The organism is Rhizobium sp. 11_C7_N12_5 (genome assembly GCF_051811145.1).
Classification (GTDB): domain Bacteria; phylum Pseudomonadota; class Alphaproteobacteria; order Rhizobiales; family Rhizobiaceae; genus Rhizobium; species Rhizobium lusitanum.
On sequence record NZ_JBPWPY010000001.1, the window covers coordinates 1,352,851 to 1,374,942 of the forward strand.

22 protein-coding genes are annotated in these 22,092 nt (G+C 60.7%); 17 read left to right on the plus strand and 5 right to left on the minus strand.

Annotated elements, in window-relative coordinates:
- Positions 1–56 precede the first annotated feature (56 nt).
- The 4 genes from AB8B29_RS06765 to AB8B29_RS06780 are packed head-to-tail and all read left to right on the plus strand — an operon-like array spanning position 57 to position 2,311.
- On the plus strand, positions 57–650 hold the full coding sequence (locus AB8B29_RS06765) for an ATPase AAA (protein ID WP_037201975.1): 594 nt from the start codon (positions 57–59) through the stop codon (positions 648–650).
- A 13-nt stretch (positions 651–663) separates the two neighbouring features.
- Complete coding sequence (locus AB8B29_RS06770; RefSeq protein WP_037201977.1) at positions 664–1,257, plus strand: ATPase AAA; 594 nt, start codon at positions 664–666, stop codon at positions 1,255–1,257.
- Between the two features lie 31 nt (positions 1,258–1,288).
- The gene (locus AB8B29_RS06775) at positions 1,289–1,855 is read left to right on the plus strand and encodes an ATPase AAA (protein ID WP_047557703.1); all 567 of its coding nucleotides are present in this window, start codon (positions 1,289–1,291) and stop codon (positions 1,853–1,855) included.
- Between the two features lie 9 nt (positions 1,856–1,864).
- Positions 1,865–2,311, plus strand: coding sequence for a type II toxin-antitoxin system RatA family toxin (locus AB8B29_RS06780; protein ID WP_034505627.1), 447 nt, complete (start codon positions 1,865–1,867; stop codon positions 2,309–2,311).
- A 15-nt stretch (positions 2,312–2,326) separates the two neighbouring features.
- Here the strand turns inward: AB8B29_RS06780 and AB8B29_RS06785 are convergent, their stop codons facing one another.
- On the minus strand, positions 2,327–2,824 hold the full coding sequence (locus AB8B29_RS06785) for a CinA family protein (protein ID WP_037201981.1): 498 nt from the start codon (positions 2,822–2,824) through the stop codon (positions 2,327–2,329).
- Entirely contained in the window at positions 2,821–4,041 is a 1,221-nt protein-coding gene (locus AB8B29_RS06790; RefSeq protein ID WP_037201983.1) for a bifunctional 2-C-methyl-D-erythritol 4-phosphate cytidylyltransferase/2-C-methyl-D-erythritol 2,4-cyclodiphosphate synthase, read from the minus strand. Before AB8B29_RS06790 ends, AB8B29_RS06785 begins: the two co-directional genes overlap by 4 nt.
- Positions 4,042–4,263: 222 nt before the next feature.
- Here AB8B29_RS06790 and dusB point away from each other — a divergent pair, with 222 nt between their 5' ends.
- From dusB to hflX, 8 genes are all read left to right on the plus strand, one after another.
- A complete protein-coding gene (gene dusB, locus AB8B29_RS06795) occupies positions 4,264–5,292 on the plus strand; it encodes a tRNA dihydrouridine synthase DusB (protein WP_037201985.1) in 1,029 nt (342 codons plus the stop codon).
- Positions 5,289–6,446: a two-component system sensor histidine kinase NtrB gene (locus AB8B29_RS06800; RefSeq protein ID WP_037201988.1), complete on the plus strand. Its 1,158-nt coding sequence runs from the start codon at positions 5,289–5,291 to the stop codon at positions 6,444–6,446. Before dusB ends, AB8B29_RS06800 begins: the two co-directional genes overlap by 4 nt.
- The gene (gene ntrC, locus AB8B29_RS06805) at positions 6,443–7,894 is read left to right on the plus strand and encodes a nitrogen regulation protein NR(I) (RefSeq protein ID WP_439006325.1); all 1,452 of its coding nucleotides are present in this window, start codon (positions 6,443–6,445) and stop codon (positions 7,892–7,894) included. Before AB8B29_RS06800 ends, ntrC begins: the two co-directional genes overlap by 4 nt.
- Positions 7,895–8,178: 284 nt before the next feature.
- Positions 8,179–10,452, plus strand: a complete 2,274-nt coding sequence (locus tag AB8B29_RS06810; RefSeq protein ID WP_037201992.1) for a sensor histidine kinase NtrY-like — start codon at positions 8,179–8,181, stop codon at positions 10,450–10,452.
- Positions 10,442–11,806, plus strand: a complete 1,365-nt coding sequence (ntrX, locus tag AB8B29_RS06815; protein ID WP_037201994.1) for a nitrogen assimilation response regulator NtrX — start codon at positions 10,442–10,444, stop codon at positions 11,804–11,806. Before AB8B29_RS06810 ends, ntrX begins: the two co-directional genes overlap by 11 nt.
- Positions 11,807–11,841: 35 nt before the next feature.
- Positions 11,842–12,705 (plus strand): D-amino-acid transaminase, encoded by an 864-nt coding sequence (locus AB8B29_RS06820; protein WP_037201996.1) that lies wholly within the window; start codon positions 11,842–11,844, stop codon positions 12,703–12,705.
- A 106-nt stretch (positions 12,706–12,811) separates the two neighbouring features.
- Positions 12,812–13,054: an RNA chaperone Hfq gene (gene hfq, locus AB8B29_RS06825; protein ID WP_003539403.1), complete on the plus strand. Its 243-nt coding sequence runs from the start codon at positions 12,812–12,814 to the stop codon at positions 13,052–13,054.
- A 78-nt stretch (positions 13,055–13,132) separates the two neighbouring features.
- The gene (gene hflX / locus AB8B29_RS06830) at positions 13,133–14,467 is read left to right on the plus strand and encodes a GTPase HflX (protein WP_037201999.1); all 1,335 of its coding nucleotides are present in this window, start codon (positions 13,133–13,135) and stop codon (positions 14,465–14,467) included.
- A 108-nt stretch (positions 14,468–14,575) separates the two neighbouring features.
- On the opposite strand, the gene mazG is transcribed toward hflX, so the two are convergent.
- Together mazG and AB8B29_RS06840 are read right to left on the minus strand one after the other, a co-directional pair.
- Complete coding sequence (gene mazG, locus AB8B29_RS06835) at positions 14,576–15,424, minus strand: nucleoside triphosphate pyrophosphohydrolase (RefSeq protein WP_047557692.1); 849 nt, start codon at positions 15,422–15,424, stop codon at positions 14,576–14,578.
- Between the two features lie 23 nt (positions 15,425–15,447).
- On the minus strand, positions 15,448–16,035 hold the full coding sequence (locus tag AB8B29_RS06840; protein WP_037202003.1) for a deaminase: 588 nt from the start codon (positions 16,033–16,035) through the stop codon (positions 15,448–15,450).
- Between the two features lie 287 nt (positions 16,036–16,322).
- On the opposite strand from AB8B29_RS06840, the gene cysG reads away from it, so the two are divergent.
- The 5 genes from cysG to AB8B29_RS06865 all read left to right on the plus strand — a co-directional run bounded on the left by cysG (position 16,323) and on the right by AB8B29_RS06865 (position 21,307).
- Positions 16,323–17,765, plus strand: a complete 1,443-nt coding sequence (cysG, locus tag AB8B29_RS06845; RefSeq protein ID WP_244655141.1) for a siroheme synthase CysG — start codon at positions 16,323–16,325, stop codon at positions 17,763–17,765.
- Positions 17,766–17,768: 3 nt separating this feature from the next.
- The gene (locus AB8B29_RS06850; protein ID WP_034505099.1) at positions 17,769–18,083 is read left to right on the plus strand and encodes a DUF2849 domain-containing protein; all 315 of its coding nucleotides are present in this window, start codon (positions 17,769–17,771) and stop codon (positions 18,081–18,083) included.
- An 18-nt stretch (positions 18,084–18,101) separates the two neighbouring features.
- Positions 18,102–19,781 carry a nitrite/sulfite reductase gene (locus tag AB8B29_RS06855; RefSeq protein WP_037202005.1) on the plus strand — a complete coding sequence of 560 codons (1,680 nt, stop codon included), beginning with the start codon at positions 18,102–18,104 and terminating at the stop codon, positions 19,779–19,781.
- A 10-nt stretch (positions 19,782–19,791) separates the two neighbouring features.
- Complete coding sequence (locus AB8B29_RS06860; protein WP_037202808.1) at positions 19,792–20,304, plus strand: DUF934 domain-containing protein; 513 nt, start codon at positions 19,792–19,794, stop codon at positions 20,302–20,304.
- A gap of 190 nt (positions 20,305–20,494) precedes the next feature.
- Positions 20,495–21,307 carry a ferredoxin--NADP reductase gene (locus tag AB8B29_RS06865; protein ID WP_439006328.1) on the plus strand — a complete coding sequence of 271 codons (813 nt, stop codon included), beginning with the start codon at positions 20,495–20,497 and terminating at the stop codon, positions 21,305–21,307.
- A 156-nt stretch (positions 21,308–21,463) separates the two neighbouring features.
- Here the strand turns inward: AB8B29_RS06865 and AB8B29_RS06870 are convergent, their stop codons facing one another.
- Complete coding sequence (locus tag AB8B29_RS06870; protein ID WP_037202009.1) at positions 21,464–22,078, minus strand: GntR family transcriptional regulator; 615 nt, start codon at positions 22,076–22,078, stop codon at positions 21,464–21,466.
- Between the last annotated feature and the right edge of the window lie 14 nt (positions 22,079–22,092).

Sequence of the window (22,092 nt, forward strand, 5' to 3'; positions counted from 1 at the left end):
ATGCCCGCCGTTTGTTGCCGGTACCGGCACTTTCGATTCGATTGTGGAGCTGTACCGTGGAGCAGATCGTCGCGCCGCAGACGCATGTCCGTGCCGTTGATATCGAAGAGGCGACTGCGCTTATCAAAGAGGCGAACCGCATCCTTGTCATAGGCTGCTCCGGTACCGGCAAAAGCACGCTGGCGCAGGCGATCGCCTCGTTGCTCGGTCTGACCTACGTGTCCATGGACCGCGATATCTTCTGGCTGCCGGGTTGGAAGTCTCGCTCGCGTCCGGAAGCGATCTCGCGGATCGAGCAGGCGGTCGCCGGGCCGCGCTGGATCATGGATGGCAACAGCCCCGGAACCTTGCCGCTGCGGCTGCCGCGCACGGAGATCGCCCTGTGGCGCCGCCCTCCACGGTATGTTGCGCTATGGGACGTGTTTTCGCGCTGGCTGCGCTACAGGGGCAGCACTCGACCGGAGATGGCGGCTGGATGCCCGGAGCAACTGACGTGGACATTCCTGCGTTACATCTGGACTTTCGAGCGTAACGAAGTGCCGCAGTTTCAGGAAATGCTCGCGCTGCATGGCCGCCATGTGCCTGTTTTGACGCTGAAATCCTATCGCGACGGCGAGGAGCTGCTGGCACGTCTGCAAAGCAAGATCTGAAGTGGGTGGTATCATGGATCAGATGACGATGCCTGCGCTGCGCAACGAAATAGACGACCTCGCCCAGGCCGCCGATCGTATCCGCAGGGCGAACCGTATCCTGGTGATGGGTTGCTCCGGCGGCGGAAAATCGACGCTGTCGCTGCAGATCGCCGCCCGCTTCGGCCTCGCTTATGTCTCGATCGATCGCGATGTGCTGTGGTTGCCGGGCTGGAAGCAGCGCGACAAGGCCGAGCAGCGCGCGATCATCCTTTCCAAGATCGCGGGCGAGCGCTGGATCATGGACGGCACGAATCCCTCCACCTTCGACATACGCCTGCCGCGAACCGACTTCGTCATCTGGGTGCGGATGCCACGGCTGCTTTGCATCTGGGGTGCCGTCTCCCGCTGGGTCAAATGGATCGGCCGCACGCGCCCGGAAATGGCGCCCGGCTGCAGAGAGAAAATCGACTGGGAATTTCTGCGCTTCATCTGGACGTTTGAGGAAAAGTTTACGCCGCGCGTCGTCACCGGCCTTGTCGAACATGGCCCGGATGTACCGGTCCTTCAACTGATCAGCCGCCGGCAGATGCGCCGGCTTCTTGATCTGCTTGCGGCCTCTGTTTGACTGAGATCCCCTGCATTCCGGAGGTGAGAATATGAAGGTGCTAAGTGATCTCACCGAAGCTGCCGCACGGCTTAATGCGGCCGATCGGGTTCTCGTTATAGGATGCTCCGGTGGCGGTAAGTCGACCCTGTCGCAAACGATCTGTGAGCGCCTGAATCTGCCTTATGTCTCCATGGATCGTGACTTCTATTGGTTGCCGGGATGGATCAAACGCGCAAGAGCAGAGGAGCGCAGCCTGATCGCCGCCAAAGTCGCGGAGGAGCGCTGGCTGATGGATGGCAGCGGGCAATCCTCTTTCGATTTGCGACTGCCGCGCACGAATTTGATTCTGTGGGTGCGTATGCCGCGATGGCTCTGTCTCTGGGGCGCCCTCTCCAGAGCGGTCATGGGTTACGGCAGGACACGGCCGGAAATGGCGGAGGGTTGTCCGGAGCGGATCGATGGAGAATTCCTGCGTTATATCTGGAATTTCGAGAGGATGACCGTTCCGAAAATTCTTGCAGGCTTAGCTCAACACGGCCCCGATGTGCCTGTTTTACAGTTAAAATCCCGCGGCGAAATGCGTCAGCTTCTTGATCTTCTTGGCCGTCCTGCTTAATTGCCGATCATGCCTCAATTCGAAACCCATCGCCCCGTTCCGCATTCGCCTGACCAGATGTTCGACCTCGTCGCCGACGTCGAGCGCTATCCGGAATTCCTGCCGCTTTGCGACGGGCTTGTTGTTCGCAGCCGCAAGGAACGCGACGGTAAGGTGTTGCTGATCGCCGACATGACCGTTGGCTATAAGGCGATCCGCGAAACCTTCACCACGCAGGTGTTGCTGAACAAGCTCGAACGCGCCATCGATGTGAAATATATCGACGGCCCTTTCAAATATCTCGACAATCGCTGGCGCTTCGCGCCGTTGGAAAACGGCGGCTGCAGCATCGATTTCTTCATCGATTACGAGTTCAAGAGCCGCATTCTCGGCGCCTTGATGGGATCGATGTTCGATCGTGCATTTCGCATGTTCACGGATGCCTTCGAGACGCGCGCGAACAAGATCTACGCGTAAGGCCGGATTTCGGCGTCACCGATCGAGAGCGATCAGCATTTCCAGCGCCTTCTTCACGGTAGCAAGCCGCACCTTGTCGCGGCCGATATCGCCATAGCGCATCTCGTGGTGGATCAGCGCGCCGTTGCGCGCCTTGGCGGCAAGGTGGACGAGACCCACAGGCTTTTCCGCTGACCCGCCGCCGGGACCGGCTATACCGGTAACCGCGACTGCAAGATCCGCATGCGAGCGGAAGAGGGCGCCGTGCGCCATCTGCAGCGCCGTTTCCTTCGAGACGGCGCCGAAACGCGCAAGCGTCTGTTCCTGAACGCCGAGCATCTCCATCTTCGCCGCGTTGGTGTAGGTGACGAAACCACGGTCGACGACAGACGACGAGCCGGGGATTTCCGTCAATGCGCCGGCGATCAATCCACCGGTGCAGGATTCCGCCGTGGCGACCATTCGGCCCTTTGCCGTGAAGTCCGCGACGATGGTTTGCGCGAGCGCAAGTATGTCCTCCGGGAAATGCGTCACGCCTTGCCTCCGCGATAGACCACGGTTGCCGTTGCGATAGCGGCGATGCCTTCGCGGCGACCGACGAAGCCGATCCCTTCGTTTGTGGTCGCCTTCACCGAGCAGCGATCGAGGCTGATGCCCAGAAATTCGGAGAGCTTTGCGCGCATGGCGTCGCGATGCGGCCCGACCTTCGGCGCCTCGGCGATCAGCGAGACATCCGCGTTCATGATGGTTCCGCCGCGCTCGCGGACGATCTTCGCCGCATGCTCGATGAAGATGCGGGATGCCGCACCCTTCCATTGGGGATCGGAGGGCGGAAAGTGGTCGCCGATATCGCCTGCGCCGCAGGTCGCGAGCAAGGCATCCGTCAATGCATGCAGCGCGACGTCGGCGTCGGAATGTCCCTTCAGCGTCTGGTTGTGCGGAATGAAGATGCCGCAGAGCGTGACGCCGTCACCCGGCTCCAGCTGGTGCACGTCATAACCGTTGCCGGTGCGCACGTCGGGCAGAAGAGCGGCGGTGAGCTTCTCATCGGCCATGGCGATATCCCTTTTGATGGTCAGTTTGATATTGTCGGCACTGCCGGTCACGAGCGTGACAGGTAAACCGTTCCATTCGGCGATAGCGGCATCGTCGGTAAAATCGGTCCTGCCGTCGGCAGCCGCTTTTTCATGTGCGGCCAGAATATCGGCAAACCGGAAGGATTGCGGCGTCTGCGCGGCATGAAGTCCGGCGCGAGGCACCGTTTCCACGACCAGCGCATGTCCATCTGCCCGCTTCAGCGTGTCCGTGACAGGCATTGCGGGCAGAACTGCCGGCGCACCGGCCGCAAGGGCCTCGGCAACGCGATCCAGCAGATCGTGGTCGAAGAAGGGGCGCACGGCATCATGGATCATCACATGCGTCACGCCGCTCCCCTGCAACTGCCGTAATCCCGCGAGCACCGATTGCTGCCGCGTCGCGCCGCCGAAAGCGATCTCGACGTCGGGCGAGCCGGCCACCTGCTTCAGCGCCGACCGCAGCAGGCTCTCATCGTCGTGGTGGATGACGATGACGATCTTCGCCGCCTGCGGCCATGTCACGAATCTTTCAAGCGTATGCGCAATAACCGCTCTGCCGCCGATCGCGCGATATTGCTTGGGACCTTCGCCAGGCGACCCCGCCCGTTCGCCGCGTCCGGCGGCAACGATCACGATTCCCACCGACAGCGGTTGCGTTGAATGCATTTGCGTCATAAACCCCCGAGGAATAAAAGGCTCCGTCTCCAGCATGCTTCTGAAAAGCGTAGAGCTTTCTTTTGAACAAGCACATGCTAAATAGATCGCCAAAGCGGGATCTCGCTCCAGCAGGGTCTATCGTCTTGAATGGGTGTTTTCCAGCATTTGCCCAAAAAATATCGGGCCTCTCCGAAACCTCTTGGCAAACTTCTCAAGCCTGTCTAAAAATAGTGCAGATGTATGGTGTGCCCGAAAGATAATCATTTGCTTTCATCCGAGCTTGCAACTTCGTTTTCCATCGGCCCGGTGTCTATCCGCAATCGCGTCGTCCTTGCGCCGATGTCGGGCGTGACCGATCTGCCTTTCCGGCAGCTGGCTTTGCGCTATGGGGCGGGCCTTGTCGTGACCGAGATGGTGGCTAGCCGCGAGCTGGTGCAGGACACGGCCGAATCCTGGGCACGACTGAAGAGCGCCGGGCTGAAGCCGCATATGGTGCAGCTTGCCGGCCGCGAGGCTCACTGGATGGCGGAGGCGGCCAGGATCGCTGCCGGCAACGGTGCCGATATCATCGATATCAACATGGGCTGTCCGGCCAAGAAGGTCATCGGCGGCTATTCCGGCTCGGCACTGATGCGCGATCCCGATCACGCGCTCAGCCTGATCGAGGCGACGGTGGGCGCGGTTGATATTCCCGTCACGCTGAAGATGCGGCTCGGCTGGGACGAGAATTCCATCAACGCGCCATTGATCGCGCGCCGTGCCGAAGAGGCCGGCATTCAGCTTGTGACCATCCATGGCCGCACGCGCATGCAGTTCTACGAGGGCAGGGCGGATTGGGATGCGATCCGCGCCGTGCGTGACGTCGTCTCCATTCCGCTGGTCGCCAATGGCGATGTCGAGACACCGGAGGATGCGCGGGAAATCCTGCGCCGGTCCGGCGCCGATGCCGTCATGATCGGTCGCGGTTGCCAGGGTCGCCCCTGGCATGCGGGCGTTCTGGCCGGTCATCGCGCGCCGGGACGCCATGAGATCGTCGAGATCGCCCTGGAGCATTATCAGACGATGCTGGATTTCTATGGCGAGGCTGTCGGCATCCGTCATGCCCGCAAGCATCTGGCCTGGTATCTGGATCGCCATGCTTCGGCGACCACCGGCGCCGACAAGGCGAAAATCATGACTTCGAAAGATAGCCGCGAGGTAGCCGCATCATTCCATGCGGCATTGCAGGCCGGGGCGAATCTCGCCCCATGCGTCCAGGAGGCGGCATGACTTCAAAATCCAGCTCCGGGACCGGGGAGAGCGCGGGCAATTCCGTCGCCATGGCCGTTCTCAACGCGATCCAGAACCCGGTCGTCATGGTCGACGAGGCGGGTCTCATCGCTTTCGCCAACTGGGAGGCGGAAGTCTTCTTCGGCGCCAGCGCCTCGCATCTGTCGCGCTACAAGATCTCGACCTTCATTCCGTTCGGCAGTCCGTTGCTGGCGCTGATCGACCAGGTGCGCGAGCGCCGCGCGCCCGTCAACGAATATCGCGTCGATCTCAGCTCGCCGCGTCTCGGGCAGGACAAGCTGGTGGACCTCTACGTCGCGCCGATTTCCAGCGAGCCCGGCTCCGTGGTGGTGGTGTTCCAGGAACGCTCGATGGCAGACAAGATCGACCGGCAATTGACGCATCGCGCCGCCGCCCGCTCGGTCACCGGCCTTGCCTCCATGCTGGCGCATGAAATCAAGAACCCGCTGTCTGGTATTCGCGGCGCTGCGCAGCTGCTCGAGCAATCCGTCGAGGACGACGATCGCGCGCTGACGCGCCTCATCTGCGACGAAACCGACCGTATCGTGTCGCTGGTCGACCGCATGGAGGTTTTTTCCGATGAGCGGCCGATCGATCGCGTGCCCGTCAATATCCATTCCGTCCTCGATCATGTGAAGGCGGTCGCCAAGGCCGGTTTTGCCCGCAACATCAAACTGTCGGAGAATTATGATCCGTCACTGCCGGCGGTTTTCGCAAACAGGGACCAGCTCGTGCAGGTCTTCCTCAATCTGGTGAAGAATGCCGCGGAGGCGGTCGGCGACCGGCCGGATGGCGAGATCATGCTGACGACGGCCTATCGTCCGGGCATTCGCCTTTCCGTCGCCGGCACCCGTGAAAAGATCTCGCTGCCGCTCGAATTCTGCGTGATCGACAATGGTCCCGGCGTGCCGGCCGATCTCGTGCCGCATCTTTTCGATCCGTTCATCACGACCAAAACCAACGGTACCGGCCTCGGTCTGGCGCTGGTCGCCAAGATCATCGGCGACCATGGCGGCATCGTCGAATGCGACAGCCAGAACCATCGCACTACTTTCCGCGTTTTGATGCCGGCCTCCAAAGGCATCACGCTTGAAGACGCCCCCTTTCCGAACTCTACAGGGACTACTCGATGACAGCCACGATCCTTGTCGCCGATGACGATGCGGCCATCCGTACCGTGCTCAACCAGGCTTTGAGCCGCGCGGGTTACGACGTACGCATCACGTCCAACGCCGCCACGCTCTGGCGCTGGATTTCCGCCGGCGAAGGCGACCTCGTTGTAACCGACGTCGTCATGCCCGACGAAAATGCGTTCGACCTTTTGCCGCGCATCAAGAAGGCGAGACCGGATTTGCCTGTTCTGGTTATGAGCGCGCAGAACACCTTCATGACGGCGATCAAGGCGTCGGAGAAGGGCGCTTATGATTATCTGCCGAAGCCGTTCGACCTCACGGAGTTGATCGCGATCGTCGGCCGTGCCCTGTCCGAGCCCAAGCGCAAGCCGGCGAAGCTCGAGGACGACATGCAGGACGGTATGCCGCTTGTCGGCCGCTCGGCTGCCATGCAGGAAATCTATCGCGTGCTGGCGCGCCTGATGCAGACCGACCTGACGCTGATGATCACCGGCGAATCCGGCACCGGCAAGGAGCTGGTGGCGCGCGCCCTGCACGACTACGGCAAGCGTCGCAACGGTCCCTTCGTTGCCATCAACATGGCGGCGATCCCGCGCGACCTCATCGAGTCGGAACTGTTCGGCCATGAGAAGGGCGCCTTTACCGGCGCACAGACCCGCTCGACGGGGCGCTTCGAGCAGGCCGAGGGCGGTACGCTGTTTCTCGATGAAATCGGCGATATGCCGATGGACGCGCAGACGCGTCTTCTGCGCGTATTGCAGCAGGGCGAATATACGACCGTCGGCGGCCGCACGCCGATCCGCACCGACGTTCGCATCGTTGCCGCCACCAACAAGGATCTGAAGCAGGCGATCAATCAGGGCATGTTCCGTGAGGATCTCTATTATCGCCTCAACGTCGTGCCCTTGCGCCTGCCGCCGCTGCGCGACCGTGCGGAAGATATTCCCGATCTGGTGCGTCATTTCATTCAGCAGGCCGAGAAGGAGGGGCTCGGCTCCAAGCGTTTCGATCAGGAAGCGCTGGAACTGATGAAGGCCTATCCCTGGCCAGGCAACGTCCGCGAGCTGGAAAACCTCATCCGCCGGCTGATGGCGCTTTATCCGCAGGATGTCATCACACGCGAGATCATCGATGCCGAATTGCGCGCCGACGTTCCCGACAGCCCGATCGAGAAGGGCCCTGTCCGCAGCGGCAGCATGACCATTGCCCAGGCGGTCGAGGAAAACATGCGGAGCTATTTCTCAAGCTTCGGCGACAATCTCCCGCCTCCCGGCCTCTACGACCGTGTTCTGACCGAAATGGAGTACCCGCTGATCCTTGCGGCCTTGACCGCCACGCGTGGCAATCAGATCAAGGCCGCCGATCTTTTGGGGCTGAACCGCAATACGCTGCGCAAAAAGATCAGGGAACTGGGTGTTTCCGTCTACAGAAGCTCCCGCACGGCTTGACAACGTGATCGGATGCGTTGCATTTTCGCCACAATGCGTTGCTTAAAGGTCACGCAGCAGATTCGTCTTTTTCGCGATGGCGATTCGTCCGGCTTACAGCCATAAATCGGCAGTTGGCCTGATTTTTCAGCCTATTGCAGAGATGAATTCAAGTAAAGATTTCGCTTTTAGGCGAAACCGGACGACAGCTGCCGCCTTGCCTGTCACTCACGCTGATGCCGAAAATGGCGGCAGCGTGAATTGAGCAGGGCGCCGACCGTCGCTCGGGCGTGGAGATGATGGGAATGATGCAGGACGCGGTGTCGCCGACGGCGAGCGACGAGGCGGTTGTCAGAGTGACGGACCGTCGTGCTTCCTTCGCTCTACCTGGCCTGATCTTGGCCGGCGGCGCGCTGCTGTGCGCGATTGCGACCCTGTTGATGCTTCTCGGACTGACGCCGGTAGCCCCAACCTCGTCCGTCGTCTTTACGTCGGTTGTAATCAACGGCATGTTCGTTCTTGGGTTGATGGCGCTGATTGCGCGGGAGGTTGCGCGACTGGTAAAGGCGCGCAGCCGCGGTCGTGCCGCGGCTCGCCTCCATATTCGTATCGTAGCCCTCTTTTCGATCGTCGCGATCACGCCGGCCATTCTCGTCGCCATCGTGGCCAGTTTGACGCTCAACGTCGGCCTCGACCGCTGGTTCGGGGTGCGCACCCAGCAGATCATCAGCTCGTCGCAGAGTGTGGCGCAAGCCTATCTGATGGAAAATGCGAGCTATCTGCAGGGGCAGACCGTCTCGATGGCGAATGACCTGGAGCGTAACCGTTCGCTCTATAGTCTGGATCGCACCGGCTTCGCCGATCTGATGACCCGTCAGGCAAGAGGCCGCGGCCTGCTCGGCGCCTTCCTCGTGCGTCGTGACGGCAGCGCCATCGTTCAGGCCGAAATCAAGACCGAGCGTCCGCTGCCGGCAATTCCGAAGGATGCGCTCGATGCGTCCGCCAATGGCCAACCGACGCTTATTCCGCCCGGTGTCACCAACCTCGTCGGCGCGGTCATCAAGCTCGATGAGATTCCCGGCTCGTTCCTTTATACCGTGCGGGCCGTCGATCCGCGCGTCATGAACGCGATGCGCATGGTGGAAGACAACACGGCCGAATACAAGGCGATGGAAGAGGGGCGCATGTCCCTGCAGATCGCCTTTGCCGTTCTCTACATCGGCTTTGCTCTGATCGTGCTTCTGGCTGCGATCTGGACTGCCATTGCGATCGCCGACCGTATCGTGCGGCCGATCCGCCTCCTGATCAGCGCCGCTGACAATGTTGCTTCAGGCAACATGAATGTCTTGGTTCCGGTGCGTTCGGCCGATGGCGACGTCGGCAGCCTGTCGCGCACCTTCAACAAGATGATCTCGGAAATTCGCACCCAGCGCGACGAGATCCTCGAGGCGAAAGACGAGGTGGATGACCGCCGCCGCTTTATCGAGGCGGTGCTTTCGGGCGTGACGGCGGCCGTGATCGGCGTCGAGCATGACCGCCGTATCACCATCGTCAATACTTCTGCCGAAGATCTGATGACGCTGACGAGCGATGAACTGGTCGGCAAGAGCCTGGTAGAAATTGCCCCGGAGGTCGATCAGGTCGTGACAGAGGCGACGATGCGTCATCGCAGTGACTTCCGCAAGCAGATCAGCCTCGTGAGGGGCGGGACGGTGCGCACGCTGAGCGTCCAGGTGACGCGAGAGGAATCGCGCGACGCGAATGAATCCTATGTCATTACGCTCGACGACATCACCGATCTGGTCATAGCGCAACGCTCGACCGCCTGGGCTGACGTGGCGCGCCGCATTGCCCACGAGATCAAGAACCCGCTGACGCCGATCCAGCTCTCAGCCGAGCGCATTCGCCGCCGTTTCGGCAAGAATATCGCCGAGGCCGATCGTCCGGTTTTTGATCAGTGCACGGATACGATCATTCGCCAGGTCGGCGATATCGGCCGCATGGTCGACGAGTTCTCTTCCTTTGCCCGCATGCCCAAGCCGACGATGGAGCCGAGCGACCTGCGTGACGTTCTGCGCGATGCGGTGTTCCTGCGCGAGATGGGCAATAGCCACGTCAAATTCGAGCGTGAATTGGGCGATGAGCGGCTGGAAGGCATGTTCGATACGCGAATGCTCGGCCAGGCCTTCGGCAATCTCATCAAGAACGCCGTTGAAGCGATCGAAGGCTTGCCGAGCGACGAAGCGCGCGCGCAACCGAAGATCCTGGTGCGTGCCTCTCTGGATCCGGAGCGCGATCGCTTTACCGTCGATGTCATCGACAATGGCCGCGGCCTGCCGGTGGAGAACCGGCACAGCATTCTCGAACCGTATATGACGATGCGTGAGAAGGGTACCGGCCTTGGGCTCGCGATCGTCAAGAAGATCATTGAAGACCATGGCGGGCAGATCGAACTCCACGACGCTCCCGCCGAATTCGACCAGGGCAAAGGGGCCATGATCCGCGTGCATCTGCCACGCCGTGAGCAGGCCGCCGTTGCCCAGACAGCAAGTGACAAGGAAAGTGTTTATGGCATCTGATATTCTCGTAGTCGACGACGAGGAAGATATTCGCGAAATCGTTTCGGGAATTCTTTCGGATGAGGGCCACGAAACCCGCACCGCGCATGATAGCGACAGTGCGCTCGCGGCGATCTCCGATCGAGCGCCGCGACTGATCTTCCTCGATATTTGGATGCAGGGCAGCAAGCTCGACGGTCTGGCATTGCTGGATGAGATCAAGGCGCGCCATCCCGATCTGCCCATCGTCATGATCTCCGGCCACGGTAATATCGAGACGGCCGTATCAGCCATCAAGCGAGGCGCGTTCGACTTCATCGAAAAGCCGTTCAAGGCCGATCGCCTGATCCTGATCGCGGAACGCGCGCTGGAAAACTCCAAGCTGAAGCGCGAAGTCACGGAGCTGAAGCGCCGCACAGGCGACGCTGTGGAGCTCATCGGCACCTCGGTCGCCGTCTCGCAGCTTCGCCAGACCATCGATAAGGTGGCGCCGACCAACAGCCGCGTCATGATCTTCGGCCCCTCCGGTTCCGGCAAGGAACTGGTGGCCCGCATGATCCACAAGAAGTCGGCACGCTCCGGCGGTCCTTTCGTGGCGCTGAACGCAGCGACGATCACGCCGGAGCGGATGGAAATCGCCCTCTTCGGCACGGAAGGCTCTCCGGGGCAGGCGCGCAAGATCGGCGCTCTGGAAGAGGCGCATCGGGGCATCCTCTATCTCGATGAAGTCGGCGAAATGCCGCGCGAGACGCAGAACAAGATCCTGCGCGTGCTGGTCGATCAGCAGTTCGAGCGCGTTGGCGGCTCGAAGCGGGTCAAGGTGGATGTGCGCATCATCTCGTCCACCGCCTATAATCTCGAAAGCCGCATCGCCGAGGGCCTGTTCCGCGAAGACCTTTATCATCGCCTGGCTGTCGTGCCGGTGCGTGTTCCGGCACTTGCCGAGCGGCGTGAGGATATACCCTTCCTCGTCGATCAGCTGATGCGGCAGATTTCCGAACAGGCCGGCATCCGCACGCGGCGGATCGGTGATGATGCGATGGCCGTGCTGCAGGCGCATGATTGGCCGGGCAACATCCGCCAGCTGCGCAACAATATCGAGCGGTTGATGATTCTGGCGCGCACCGACGGGGCGGATACGCCGATCACCGCCGAAATGCTGCCGACCGATCTCGGCGACATGCTGCCGAAGGTATCCGCCAAGAACGACTATCACATCATGACGCTGCCGCTGCGCGAGGCCCGCGAGATGTTCGAGCGCGACTACCTGATCGCGCAGATCAACCGTTTCGGCGGCAATATCTCGCGCACGGCGGAATTCGTCGGCATGGAGCGCTCTGCGCTGCATCGCAAGCTGAAATCGCTGGGTGTCTGATCCCTGGCGCAACGCTCCAATAGTCCGGAATTCTTATGCCAAGAATAGCTTATGTGAACGGTCGGTACGTCCCGCACAGCGATGCCATGGTGCATATCGAGGATCGCGGCTATCAGTTCGCCGATGGAGTCTATGAAGTTTGTGAGGTTCGTCATGGCCTGATCGTCGATCTGACGCGCCATCTCGATCGCCTCAACCGCTCGCTGGGTGAGCTGCGCATCGCCTGGCCCATGGCGCGAGCGGCGCTGATCCTCGTGATTCGCGAGACCTTGCGTCGTAACCACGTCCGCAACGGCCTGTTCTATCTGCAGATCACGCGCGGCGTTGCCCGGCGCGATCATGTCTTTCCGGCCGACGGCACACCGTCTTCGATCGTCGTCACCGCCAAGAGTACCGACCAATCCCTCATCGCTAAGAAGAATGCCAACGGCATCAAGGCGATTACCGTCCGTGACAATCGCTGGGACCGGGTTGATATCAAGTCGGTCGGCCTGTTACCGAACGCGCTGGCCCGTCAGCAGGCCAAGGAGGCCGGTGCGCAGGAGGCGATCTATATCGACCATAACGGAATGGTGAAGGAGGGTGCGGCCACCAACGTCTGGATCGTCGATCACAACGGGAATCTCGTCACGCGCCCAGCCGAGCACGGCATTCTGCGAGGCATCACCCGCACGACCCTGATGGATGTCGCGGCCAAGCTCGGAGTGACGATCGTCGAGCGTTTCTTCTCGGTTGAGGAGATGATGGCGGCGCGCGAAGTGTTTATCACAGCGGCCACAAGCATCTGTTTTCCGGTCGTTTCGATCGATGGGGAAACGATTGCCAACGGCCATCCGGGCAGCATCTCACAGAAAATTCGTGAAGCCTTTTTCGACGTTGCGGAAAAGACTGTGATTTGATACCAACATTCGCTGGGAGGAGAAAATGAGGTATCTCCTATCCGGGATCTCTGTATATCATGACATTTCACCGACTTAGGTCGGCAAAAAAGAAAGAAGCGGCGCGATGGCGGAACGTTCTCAAAACTTGCAGGACTTATTTCTCAATACTGTTCGCAAGCAAAAGATCTCACTGACAATTTTCTTGATTAACGGCGTGAAGCTGACAGGTGTCGTTACCTCATTCGACAATTTCTGTGTCCTGCTCCGCCGTGATGGCCATTCGCAGCTCGTCTACAAGCATGCGATCTCGACGATCATGCCGGGTCAGCCGATGCAGATGTTCGAGAGCGAAGAAGCCGCATCCTAACTGGGATTTGCCACTATCACGACACGCGATACCAAAAACGATTCCCTCATTCCGGAGTCCGTAAAGCACCGGGATGATATGCGGGCTGTCGTGGTCGTGCCTGTGCTGAAGCAGGCTCGCGCGTCGCGCTCTGCTCAGGCTGACGGCGCCATCTCGGTCTCACGTCCGTCCGAAAGCCGGTTGGAAGAGGCCAAAGGCCTCGCCCTGGCGATCGATCTCGACGTGGTCAACGGTTCCATCGTCCCGATCAACGATCCCAGGCCCGCGACACTGCTTGGCACGGGCAAGATCGAGGAGATCCTCGCGCTGCTCGATGAATTCAATGCCGGACTTGTCATCGTCGATCATCCGCTGACACCGGTGCAGCAGCGCAATCTCGAAAAGGCATGGAACGCCAAGGTCATCGACCGTACCGGCCTCATCCTCGAAATCTTCGGCCGCCGTGCCTCCACCAAGGAAGGCACGCTGCAGGTCGAACTTGCACATTTGAACTATCAGAAGGGTAGACTCGTCCGGAGCTGGACCCACCTTGAACGCCAGCGCGGTGGTGCAGGCTTCATGGGCGGTCCCGGCGAAACCCAGATCGAAGCCGACCGGCGCATGCTGCAGGAGCGGATCATCCGGCTCGAGCGCGAGCTGGAGCAGGTAGTGCGCACCCGCCAGCTACATCGCGCCAAGCGCCGGAAGGTGCCGCATCCGATCGTCGCTTTGGTCGGTTACACCAATGCCGGCAAGTCGACGCTGTTCAACCGCATCACCGGTGCCGGCGTGCTGGCCGAGGACATGCTGTTTGCGACGCTCGATCCGACGCTGCGCCGCATGAAGCTTCCGCATGGCCGCACCGTCATTCTCTCCGACACCGTCGGCTTCATCTCCGACCTGCCGACCCACCTGGTGGCGGCTTTCCGCGCGACGCTGGAAGAGGTGCTGGAAGCCGATCTGATCCTGCATGTGCGCGATCTCTCGGATGACGACAATCAGGTCCAGAGTGCCGATGTGATGCGGATCCTTGGCGATCTCGGTATCGGCGAGGCCGAAGGCGCCGAGCGCATCCTCGAGGTCTGGAACAAGATCGATCGCCTGGAGCCGGAGGCGCATGATGCCATCGTGCAGAAGGCATCCACCGCCGAAAACGTCATTGCCGTGTCGGCAAAAAGCGGCGAGGGCGTCGATCGCCTGATGGACGAGATCAGCCGCCGCCTTTCCGGCGTGCTGACGGAGGCGACGATCACGCTTCCGGTGGAAAGGTTGGCTCTGCTGCCCTGGCTCTACAATCACGCGATAGTCGATAACCGCGAGGACAATGAGGACGGCACCGTGACGCTCGACGTCCGCCTCACCGAGTCCGAAGCAGTGGAGTTGGAGCGGCGCATGGGCAATGGACCGAAGCCGCAACGCGAGGATTGGGAATAGGCTAGAGCGGTTACGCGTTTCACGGAATCGCCTGACCGCTCTATGCTATTGTTTTTATGCAATTCCGAACGGAAAACCGCTACGCACTTTTCCTGGAATTGCTCTAGGTTACGCCCGTTCCACGCCGCCCAGCTGTCGTTCGATAGCTTTTGCCGCCTGCCAGATCTCTTCCATTCGCTCCAGCGAGGCGCCTTCCAGCGTCTCGCCTTCGGCCGCAAGCGTCGTCTCTATATGATGGAAACGGCGGCGGAACTTGGTGTTCGTGCCGCGCAGGGCCTGTTCCGGATCGGTTTTCACATGCCGGCCGATATTGACGACGGCAAAAATCAGGTCGCCGAGTTCGTCGCTCACCTTGGCCTTGTCACCGCTTGCAAGTGCCGCCCGCAACTCACCGATCTCCTCCTCGATCTTGTCGAGGATCGGTTCCGGGGCCGACCAGTCGAAGCCGACATGGGCGGCGCGCTCCTGCAATTTCAGAGCTTCCGTCAGGGCAGGGAAAGTCCGCTGCACCGAGCCCAGGAGTCCGGCCTTGAAATCCTCGGTGATGCCGGCTCGGGCGCGGCGTTCGGCGCGCTCGCGCTTCTCTTCCGCCTTGATCCGATCCCATTGCAAAGTGACTGCATCCTCCGTATTGGCATCGGACACTGCGAAGACATGCGGATGGCGGCGGATCATTTTGCGGGTGATGGCATGCACGACATCGCCGAAGGCGAATGCGCCTGCTTCTTCAGCCATGCGGGCGTGGAAGACGACCTGCAGCAGCAGGTCGCCGAGCTCATCGCAGAGATCGTCCATATCCTTGCGCTCGATCGCATCGGCAACCTCAAAGGCTTCCTCGATCGTGTAGGGCTTGATGGTTTCGAAGGTCTGGACGATATCCCAGGGGCAGCCGCTTTCGGGATTTCGCAATGCCGCCATGACTTCGATCAGGCTGCTTATGTCTCGCGACGCTTCCATCGTGGTCTCGGGTCCTGTTGGGATTAATTGAGGGGAATGTCGTTATCGCTCTTGGAAGCCTGATAATTGTCGGACAATCCGGCATAGGCTTGCTTAATGCGCGCCGTCTGTTCCTTCAGCTGTGCCTTTCGGGGTTCCGCTTCCGTCTCGACCAGGTCGGCAATGGCAAAGCTGTTCCAGAAGGCGTTGCGCCTGTTATACCCGCCCGGCTCCAGACCGAAGACCTCCTTGAGGATCTTCAGGTCATGCGGGATCGCGAAGGCGTCTCGGGAATCCTCGTGGCTGAAGAAGTAGTAGTAATTGTCGAAGCCGGCCCAGGTGATCGCCGACATGCACATGGTGCAGGGCTCATGGGTCGACAGGAAGATCAGCTCCTTGGTCGCAGGCTTCTCGCCGAGTTCGTAGAAGCGCTTGAGGGCGTGAACTTCGCCATGCCAGAGCGGATTTTCCAGTTCGTTATTCGTCTCGGCGATCACAAGCGAAAGGTCGGATTTGCGCAGGATGGCCGCGCCGAAAACCTTGTTGCCGGCCGCCACGCCCTTCCGCGTCAGCGGCAGGATATCGTGCTCGACGACGCCGAGAAGGCGAGCTGCAACGGTGTTATCCGACAAGGAGATGCTCCGAAAAATTTCGTCCAGTCTAGCGGGATTGCCGATCCGGCGGAATGCGCAAATGACGTATGGACAGGGTTTGCCACAGGCAATAAAACTACCGCAGGCGCCGATCAATCATAAAAATCTATAGATTTCCTGTATTTATCGTGAATTTCTCGTCTGGTGAGTTTTGCTCAAATCCCTGTCATGTCGAGCAAAAGAATACGGACTCGCCAAGGCATTAGAATTTCTGTTTCTTCAATCTCTTGGCCGCAAGGGCGATATTCGGCAAATCTCGAAGTGGAATGACGATGCCTCCCAGGACTGAACAGCTTTCGGTGTTTCCCGCCTTCTTCCGCGTGGAAGGAAGGACTGCGTCCGTTTTCGGCGACGGGGACGAAGCTTTCGCCAAGGTCCGGCTTCTGATGAATACCCAGGCGAAGATCGTCGCCTATGCGCAGACGCCCGAGGCCGACTATCATTCCTTCCTGATTGCCAACCGTATCGCGACCGTACGCGGCGAGTTTTCGGCCGAGCAGGTGAAGGGTGCAACTCTCGTTTTTGCCGCAACCGGCGATGCTGAAGCCGATCGCGCCATTGTCGACGCCGCTCGCGCCGAAAGAATTCCGGCAAACGCTGTCGATCAGCCTGATTACTGCGATTTCTATACGCCGGCGCTTGTCAACCGGGCTCCGGTCGCCGTCGCCATCGGCACGGAAGGTGCCGGTCCGGTGCTGGCACAGATGATCCGCGCGCAGATCGATCAGATACTGTCGCCCTCGCTCGGCAAGCTTGCGGAACTGGCAACGCGTTACCGCAAGCCGGTCGACCGCCTCGTGCCGCGCGGCGTCGCGCGCCGTGTCTTCTGGCGGCGCTTCTTTTCCGGCTCCGTTGCCGATGCCGTCAATGCCGGTCATGTCAAGCAGGCCGAGCAGGCCGCCGACAGCCTGCTCCAGTCTTCGCGGGAAGTCGAAGGTCGCGTGTGGCTGGTCGGCGCAGGCCCGGGCGCCGAAGACCTGCTGACACTGCGTGCGCAGCGCGTAATGATGGAAGCCGACGTCATCGTCTACGATGCGCTCGTGCCGCAGGCGATCGTCGATATGGGGCGCCGCGATGCCGAGCGCCTGTCCGTCGGCAAGCGCAAGGGCTGCCACACCAAATCCCAGGAAGAGATCAACGACCTGCTGGTGCAGCTCGGCCGCGAAGGCAAGCGCGTCGTGCGGCTGAAATCCGGCGATCCCCTGGTTTATGGCCGCGCCGGCGAGGAAATGGCCGCGTTGCGCGCCGCCGGTATCGGCTACGAGATCGTTCCAGGCATCACCTCTGCCTTTGCCGCGGCCGCCGATTTCGAGTTGCCGCTGACGCTGCGCGGCGTTGCCTCGTCGTTGGTCTTCACGACGGGCCACGATCTTACCGGCGATGTCCTCCCGGACTGGGCGAGCCTCGCCATTTCCGGCGCGACCATCGCCGTCTATATGGGCCGCACGGTCGCTGCCTCCGTTGCTGGCCGCCTGATGGAGGCTGGGCTTCCGGCAGACACCACCGTCGCCGTCATCGAGAATGCGAGCCGCCGCGACCGCCGCCTGATGCACGGCACCTTGAAGGATCTGCCTGACCTCGAGCATCGCGATGAGCTGAGCGGTCCGGTCATGGTCATCATCGGCGAGGCCGTCGCCGGTGCGAATTTCCAACAATCCGAGCCGCTGGTCCGCCGCGAGACCGCTGTTCAAGACTATGCAAGGAGCTGATTCATGGTCGACAAGGTTCTGACCGCAAACCGGCTCACCGATGGCGTCGCCGTTTGGCTGAACGCAAATGGTGAGTGGGTGACATCGTTGCAGGAGGCGTTGGTCGCGCGCCATGCCGAAGCGGAAGCGGCACTTGAAGCCATCGGCAAGCAAGCCTATGCAGACAACAAGGTCGTCGACGTCAATCTGATCGATGTTCAGGAAACCGGCGGCAAGCTCTGGCCGCTGCGTCTGCGCGAGCGTATTCGCGCCGAAGGCCCCACCATGGAGTACGCGCCCGGCTATGCCGCCGCCGATCCGGAATTCATTGCAGTCTGAGGAAGTCCCGAGGAAATCATGTATCGTTACGACGAATTTGACCACGCCTTTGTCGCGGAGCGCGTTGCACAGTTCCGCGATCAGGTGGAGCGGCGCCTTGCGGGCGAGCTCTCGGAGGATGCCTTCAAGCCGCTGCGTCTGATGAACGGCGTCTATCTGCAGCTGCATGCCTATATGCTGCGCATAGCCATTCCCTATGGCACGCTGAGCTCGCGGCAGATGCGCATGCTCGCCCATATCGCGCGCACCTATGACCGTGGCTACGGCCACTTCACCACGCGCCAGAACCTGCAGTTCAACTGGCCGAAGCTCTCGGACATGCCCGACGTGCTCGCCGAACTTGCTTCCGTCGAGATGCATGCCATCCAGACCTCGGGCAATTGCATTCGCAACGTCACGGCGGATCATTTCGCTGGCGCCGCGGCTGACGAAGTCGCCGATCCGCGCCCTTATGCAGAAATCCTGCGCCAATGGTCATCCGTGCATCCGGAATTCTCCTTCCTGCCGCGCAAGTTCAAGATCGCCGTCACCGGCGCCGAGCGCGACCGTGCCGCGATCCAGGTGCATGACATCGGTCTGCACCTGAAGAAGAACGAGAAGGGCGAGATCGGCTTTGCCGTCTATGTCGGCGGCGGGCAGGGCCGTACCCCGATGGTTGCCAAGCTGATCCGCGACTTCCTGCCGGAAGAGGACCTGCTGTCCTACACGACCGCGATCATGCGCGTTTACAATCTGCACGGCCGCCGCGACAACAAGTACAAGGCGCGCATCAAGATCCTCGTGCACGAGACCGGCGCCGAGGAACTGGCGCGTCAGGTCGAGGTCGAGTTCGACAAGCTTAGGGATACCGAGCTGAAGCTGCCGGAAGCGGACGTTCAGGCGATATCGGCCTACTTCGCGCCGCCGGCACTGTCGGAAAGGGCCGAAGGCTGGGAAAGCCTCGCCCGCTGGAAGAAGACCGATCCGGACTTTGCCCGCTGGGTGCAGCAGAACGTGCAGCCGCACAAGAACCCCGACTACGGCATGGTGACGATTTCGCTGAAGCCGATCGGCGGTATTCCGGGCGATGCCTCGGATGCGCAGATGGATGCGGTGGCCGACATCGCCGAGGAATACGCTTTCGACGAAATCCGCGTCAGCCATGAGCAAAACCTCATCCTGCCGCATGTGGCCTTGGCCGATCTCGAAGCGGTTTATCGCGGTCTGGTCGCTGTAGGCCTGGAAACGGCGAATGCCGGCCTGATCACCGATATCATTGCCTGTCCCGGCCTCGACTATTGCGCGCTCGCCAATGCCCGCTCGATCCCGGTTGCGCAGGAGATCTCCACGCGCTTCGGTTCGGCCGAGCGCCAGGCCGAGATCGGTGAGCTGAAGATCAAGATTTCCGGCTGCATCAATGCATGCGGCCATCACCATGTCGGCCATATCGGCTTGCTGGGCGTCGAGAAGAAGGGTGCGGAACTCTACCAGATCACGCTCGGCGGCTCCGGCGACGAACATACCTCGATCGGCGAGATCATCGGCCGCGGCTTCGAGCCAGACAAGGTGACCGATGCCATCGAGACCATCGTCGACACCTATATCGGCTTGCGCCTCGATCCCACCGAGATTTTCCTCGATGCCTACCGGCGCGTCGGACCGCAGCCCTTCAAGGAAGCGCTTTATGGCTCTTCCGCGGCTGCAGCCGAAGCGGCGTAAGGAGATGACCATGACGAAGATTTGGCGGGAAGCCGGTTTTGTAGAAAACGATCCGTGGGTCATCGAGACCGATGAGGTCAAGGCGAGCGAGAGCCAGAAGCCGCTGCTCAGCCTCGATGCCCTGATCGCCAAGGCTGAAGAGAGCAACGATGTCGGCCTCGGCGTGGTAATCAAGCCGGCCGACGATGTGACGAAGCTGCGGCCCTATCTCGATCGCCTCGCGATCGTTGCAGTTGCCTTTCCGGCCTTCAACGATGGCCGCGCCTTCAGCCATGCCTCGCTGCTTCGCGAGCGCCTTGGCTACACCAATGAGCTGCGCGCCGTTGGCGACGTGCTGATCGACCAGATTCCGTTGATGTTGCGCGTCGGCATCGACAGTTTCGCTGTTACCAATGAGACCGCATTGAAGCGGCTGTCGGAAAACCGGTTGCCGGGCATTCCGCATTATTACCAGCCGACCGCCCGCCCAGCCGAAGCCGGGCAGGCCTATAGCTGGCGGCGATTGCCGGCAAAGTCGGCCTGATGGCCGTATTTGCGCCTATCGATGCATGTAACGTCGGCTGGAAGTAATCTTGACTGAAATATACAAATTTTAGTCGCGTGCGGCCGGACGAAATGGAATACCTTTCAATTCGGGCTATATTGTAATATTAGCCTCGCGCAATGAGCCTGCCAGGAATGACGTGTAAGACGAATACGGGATCCGAGACAGAATGAACGCCCCCGCCAAGACAGATGAATTTGTTTCCGCAGTACCGGCGGGCGTTTTCGCCGAGAAGGTGCTGAGCGTCACGCATTATACCGACCGGCTCTTCCGCTTTACGATGACCAGGCCGCAAGGCTTCCGTTTCCGCTCCGGCGAGTTCGCGATGATCGGCCTCATGGTCGATGGCAAGCCGCTTTATCGTGCCTATTCGATCGCAAGCCCGGCCTGGGCCGACGAGCTCGAGTTCTTTTCGATCAAGGTGCCCGATGGCCCGCTGACATCGCATCTGCGGAATATCAAGCCGGGCGACGAAGTGCTGATGCGCAAGAAGCCGACGGGCACACTGGTTCTCGACGCGCTGACGCCTGGCAAGCGGCTCTACATGTTCTCGACCGGCACGGGCATCGCGCCTTTCGCGAGCCTGATCCGCGATCCCGAAACCTATGAGAAGTTCGAGGAGGTCATCCTCACTCATACCACTCGGGATGTGGCCGAACTCAAATACGGTTTCGATCTGGTCGAAGAAATTCGCAACGATGAACTGCTGAGCGAGGTCGTCGGCGACAAGCTGCGCCACTATGCGACTGTTACCCGCGAGGACTTCCCCTTCACGGGCCGCATCACCGATCTCATCGAGAACGGCAAGCTTTTCGCGGACCTGGGCGTACCCCCGCTCGATATAACAGTTGATCGCGGCATGATCTGCGGTTCATCCGCAATGCTGAAGGATACCAAGGACCTGCTCGAAAAGGCGGGCCTCACGGAAGGCGCCAACAGCAAGCCGGCTGAGTTCGTCATCGAACGCGCCTTCGTCGGCTGAAGCATTTCCAGGAAGAGTGCGTAGCGGTTTTCCGTCCGGAATGCGAAATGCAAGAGAATGGAGCGGTTTCTCGTTTCGAAGAAAGGCGCAAATGCTCTGGATCGATTGCCTGGCATGCAGAGATGGAAGAGCGGTCGCGTCAACGGGGCCACTTTTTCATAGGCTGCCGAGATAATCGATCAGCGATGCCATAGCCACGCGTGCCTCGTCGGCATCGCCATCGTGAATCGCCTTTATGACGCGAATATGCATCGCAATCGAATGATCGGTGCGATCGGGCGTCGCACCGGAATACCAGAGCCGCCGCGAATGTGTTTGCACCGGTCCGAGAGCGGCCATGATGAAGTTGTTCGGGCAGGCGACTTCCAAGATCTCGTCGAATGTCTTGTCTGCTGCGAAGAAGCCGGGCAGGTCGCCCGTCATCGCGCAATCCGCCATCAGGCGCGCGCATTCCTGTAGCTGCTCGCGCTGCTGCTCGTCTGCATGAACGGCGGCAAGCGTGGCGGCGATCGGCTCAAGCTCGCGCCTGACCTGAATGACATGCTGATGGTCGTCGGGACGAATCTCCGCGATCTGCAGACCGACGCGCGGGCGCACATGGATCAGCCCCTGCCATGCGAGCTTCTGGATCGCCTCGCGCACCGGCGTCCGCCCATGCCCCGCCATCTCAATCAACTGCTTCTCGGTGACGAGCGCTCCAGGCTTAAGCTCGAGCGTCACGATCTGGTACTCGAGCGCCAGATAGGCGAGGTGGCTAAGCGAGTTCCGCATGCAAGACGTCCGAC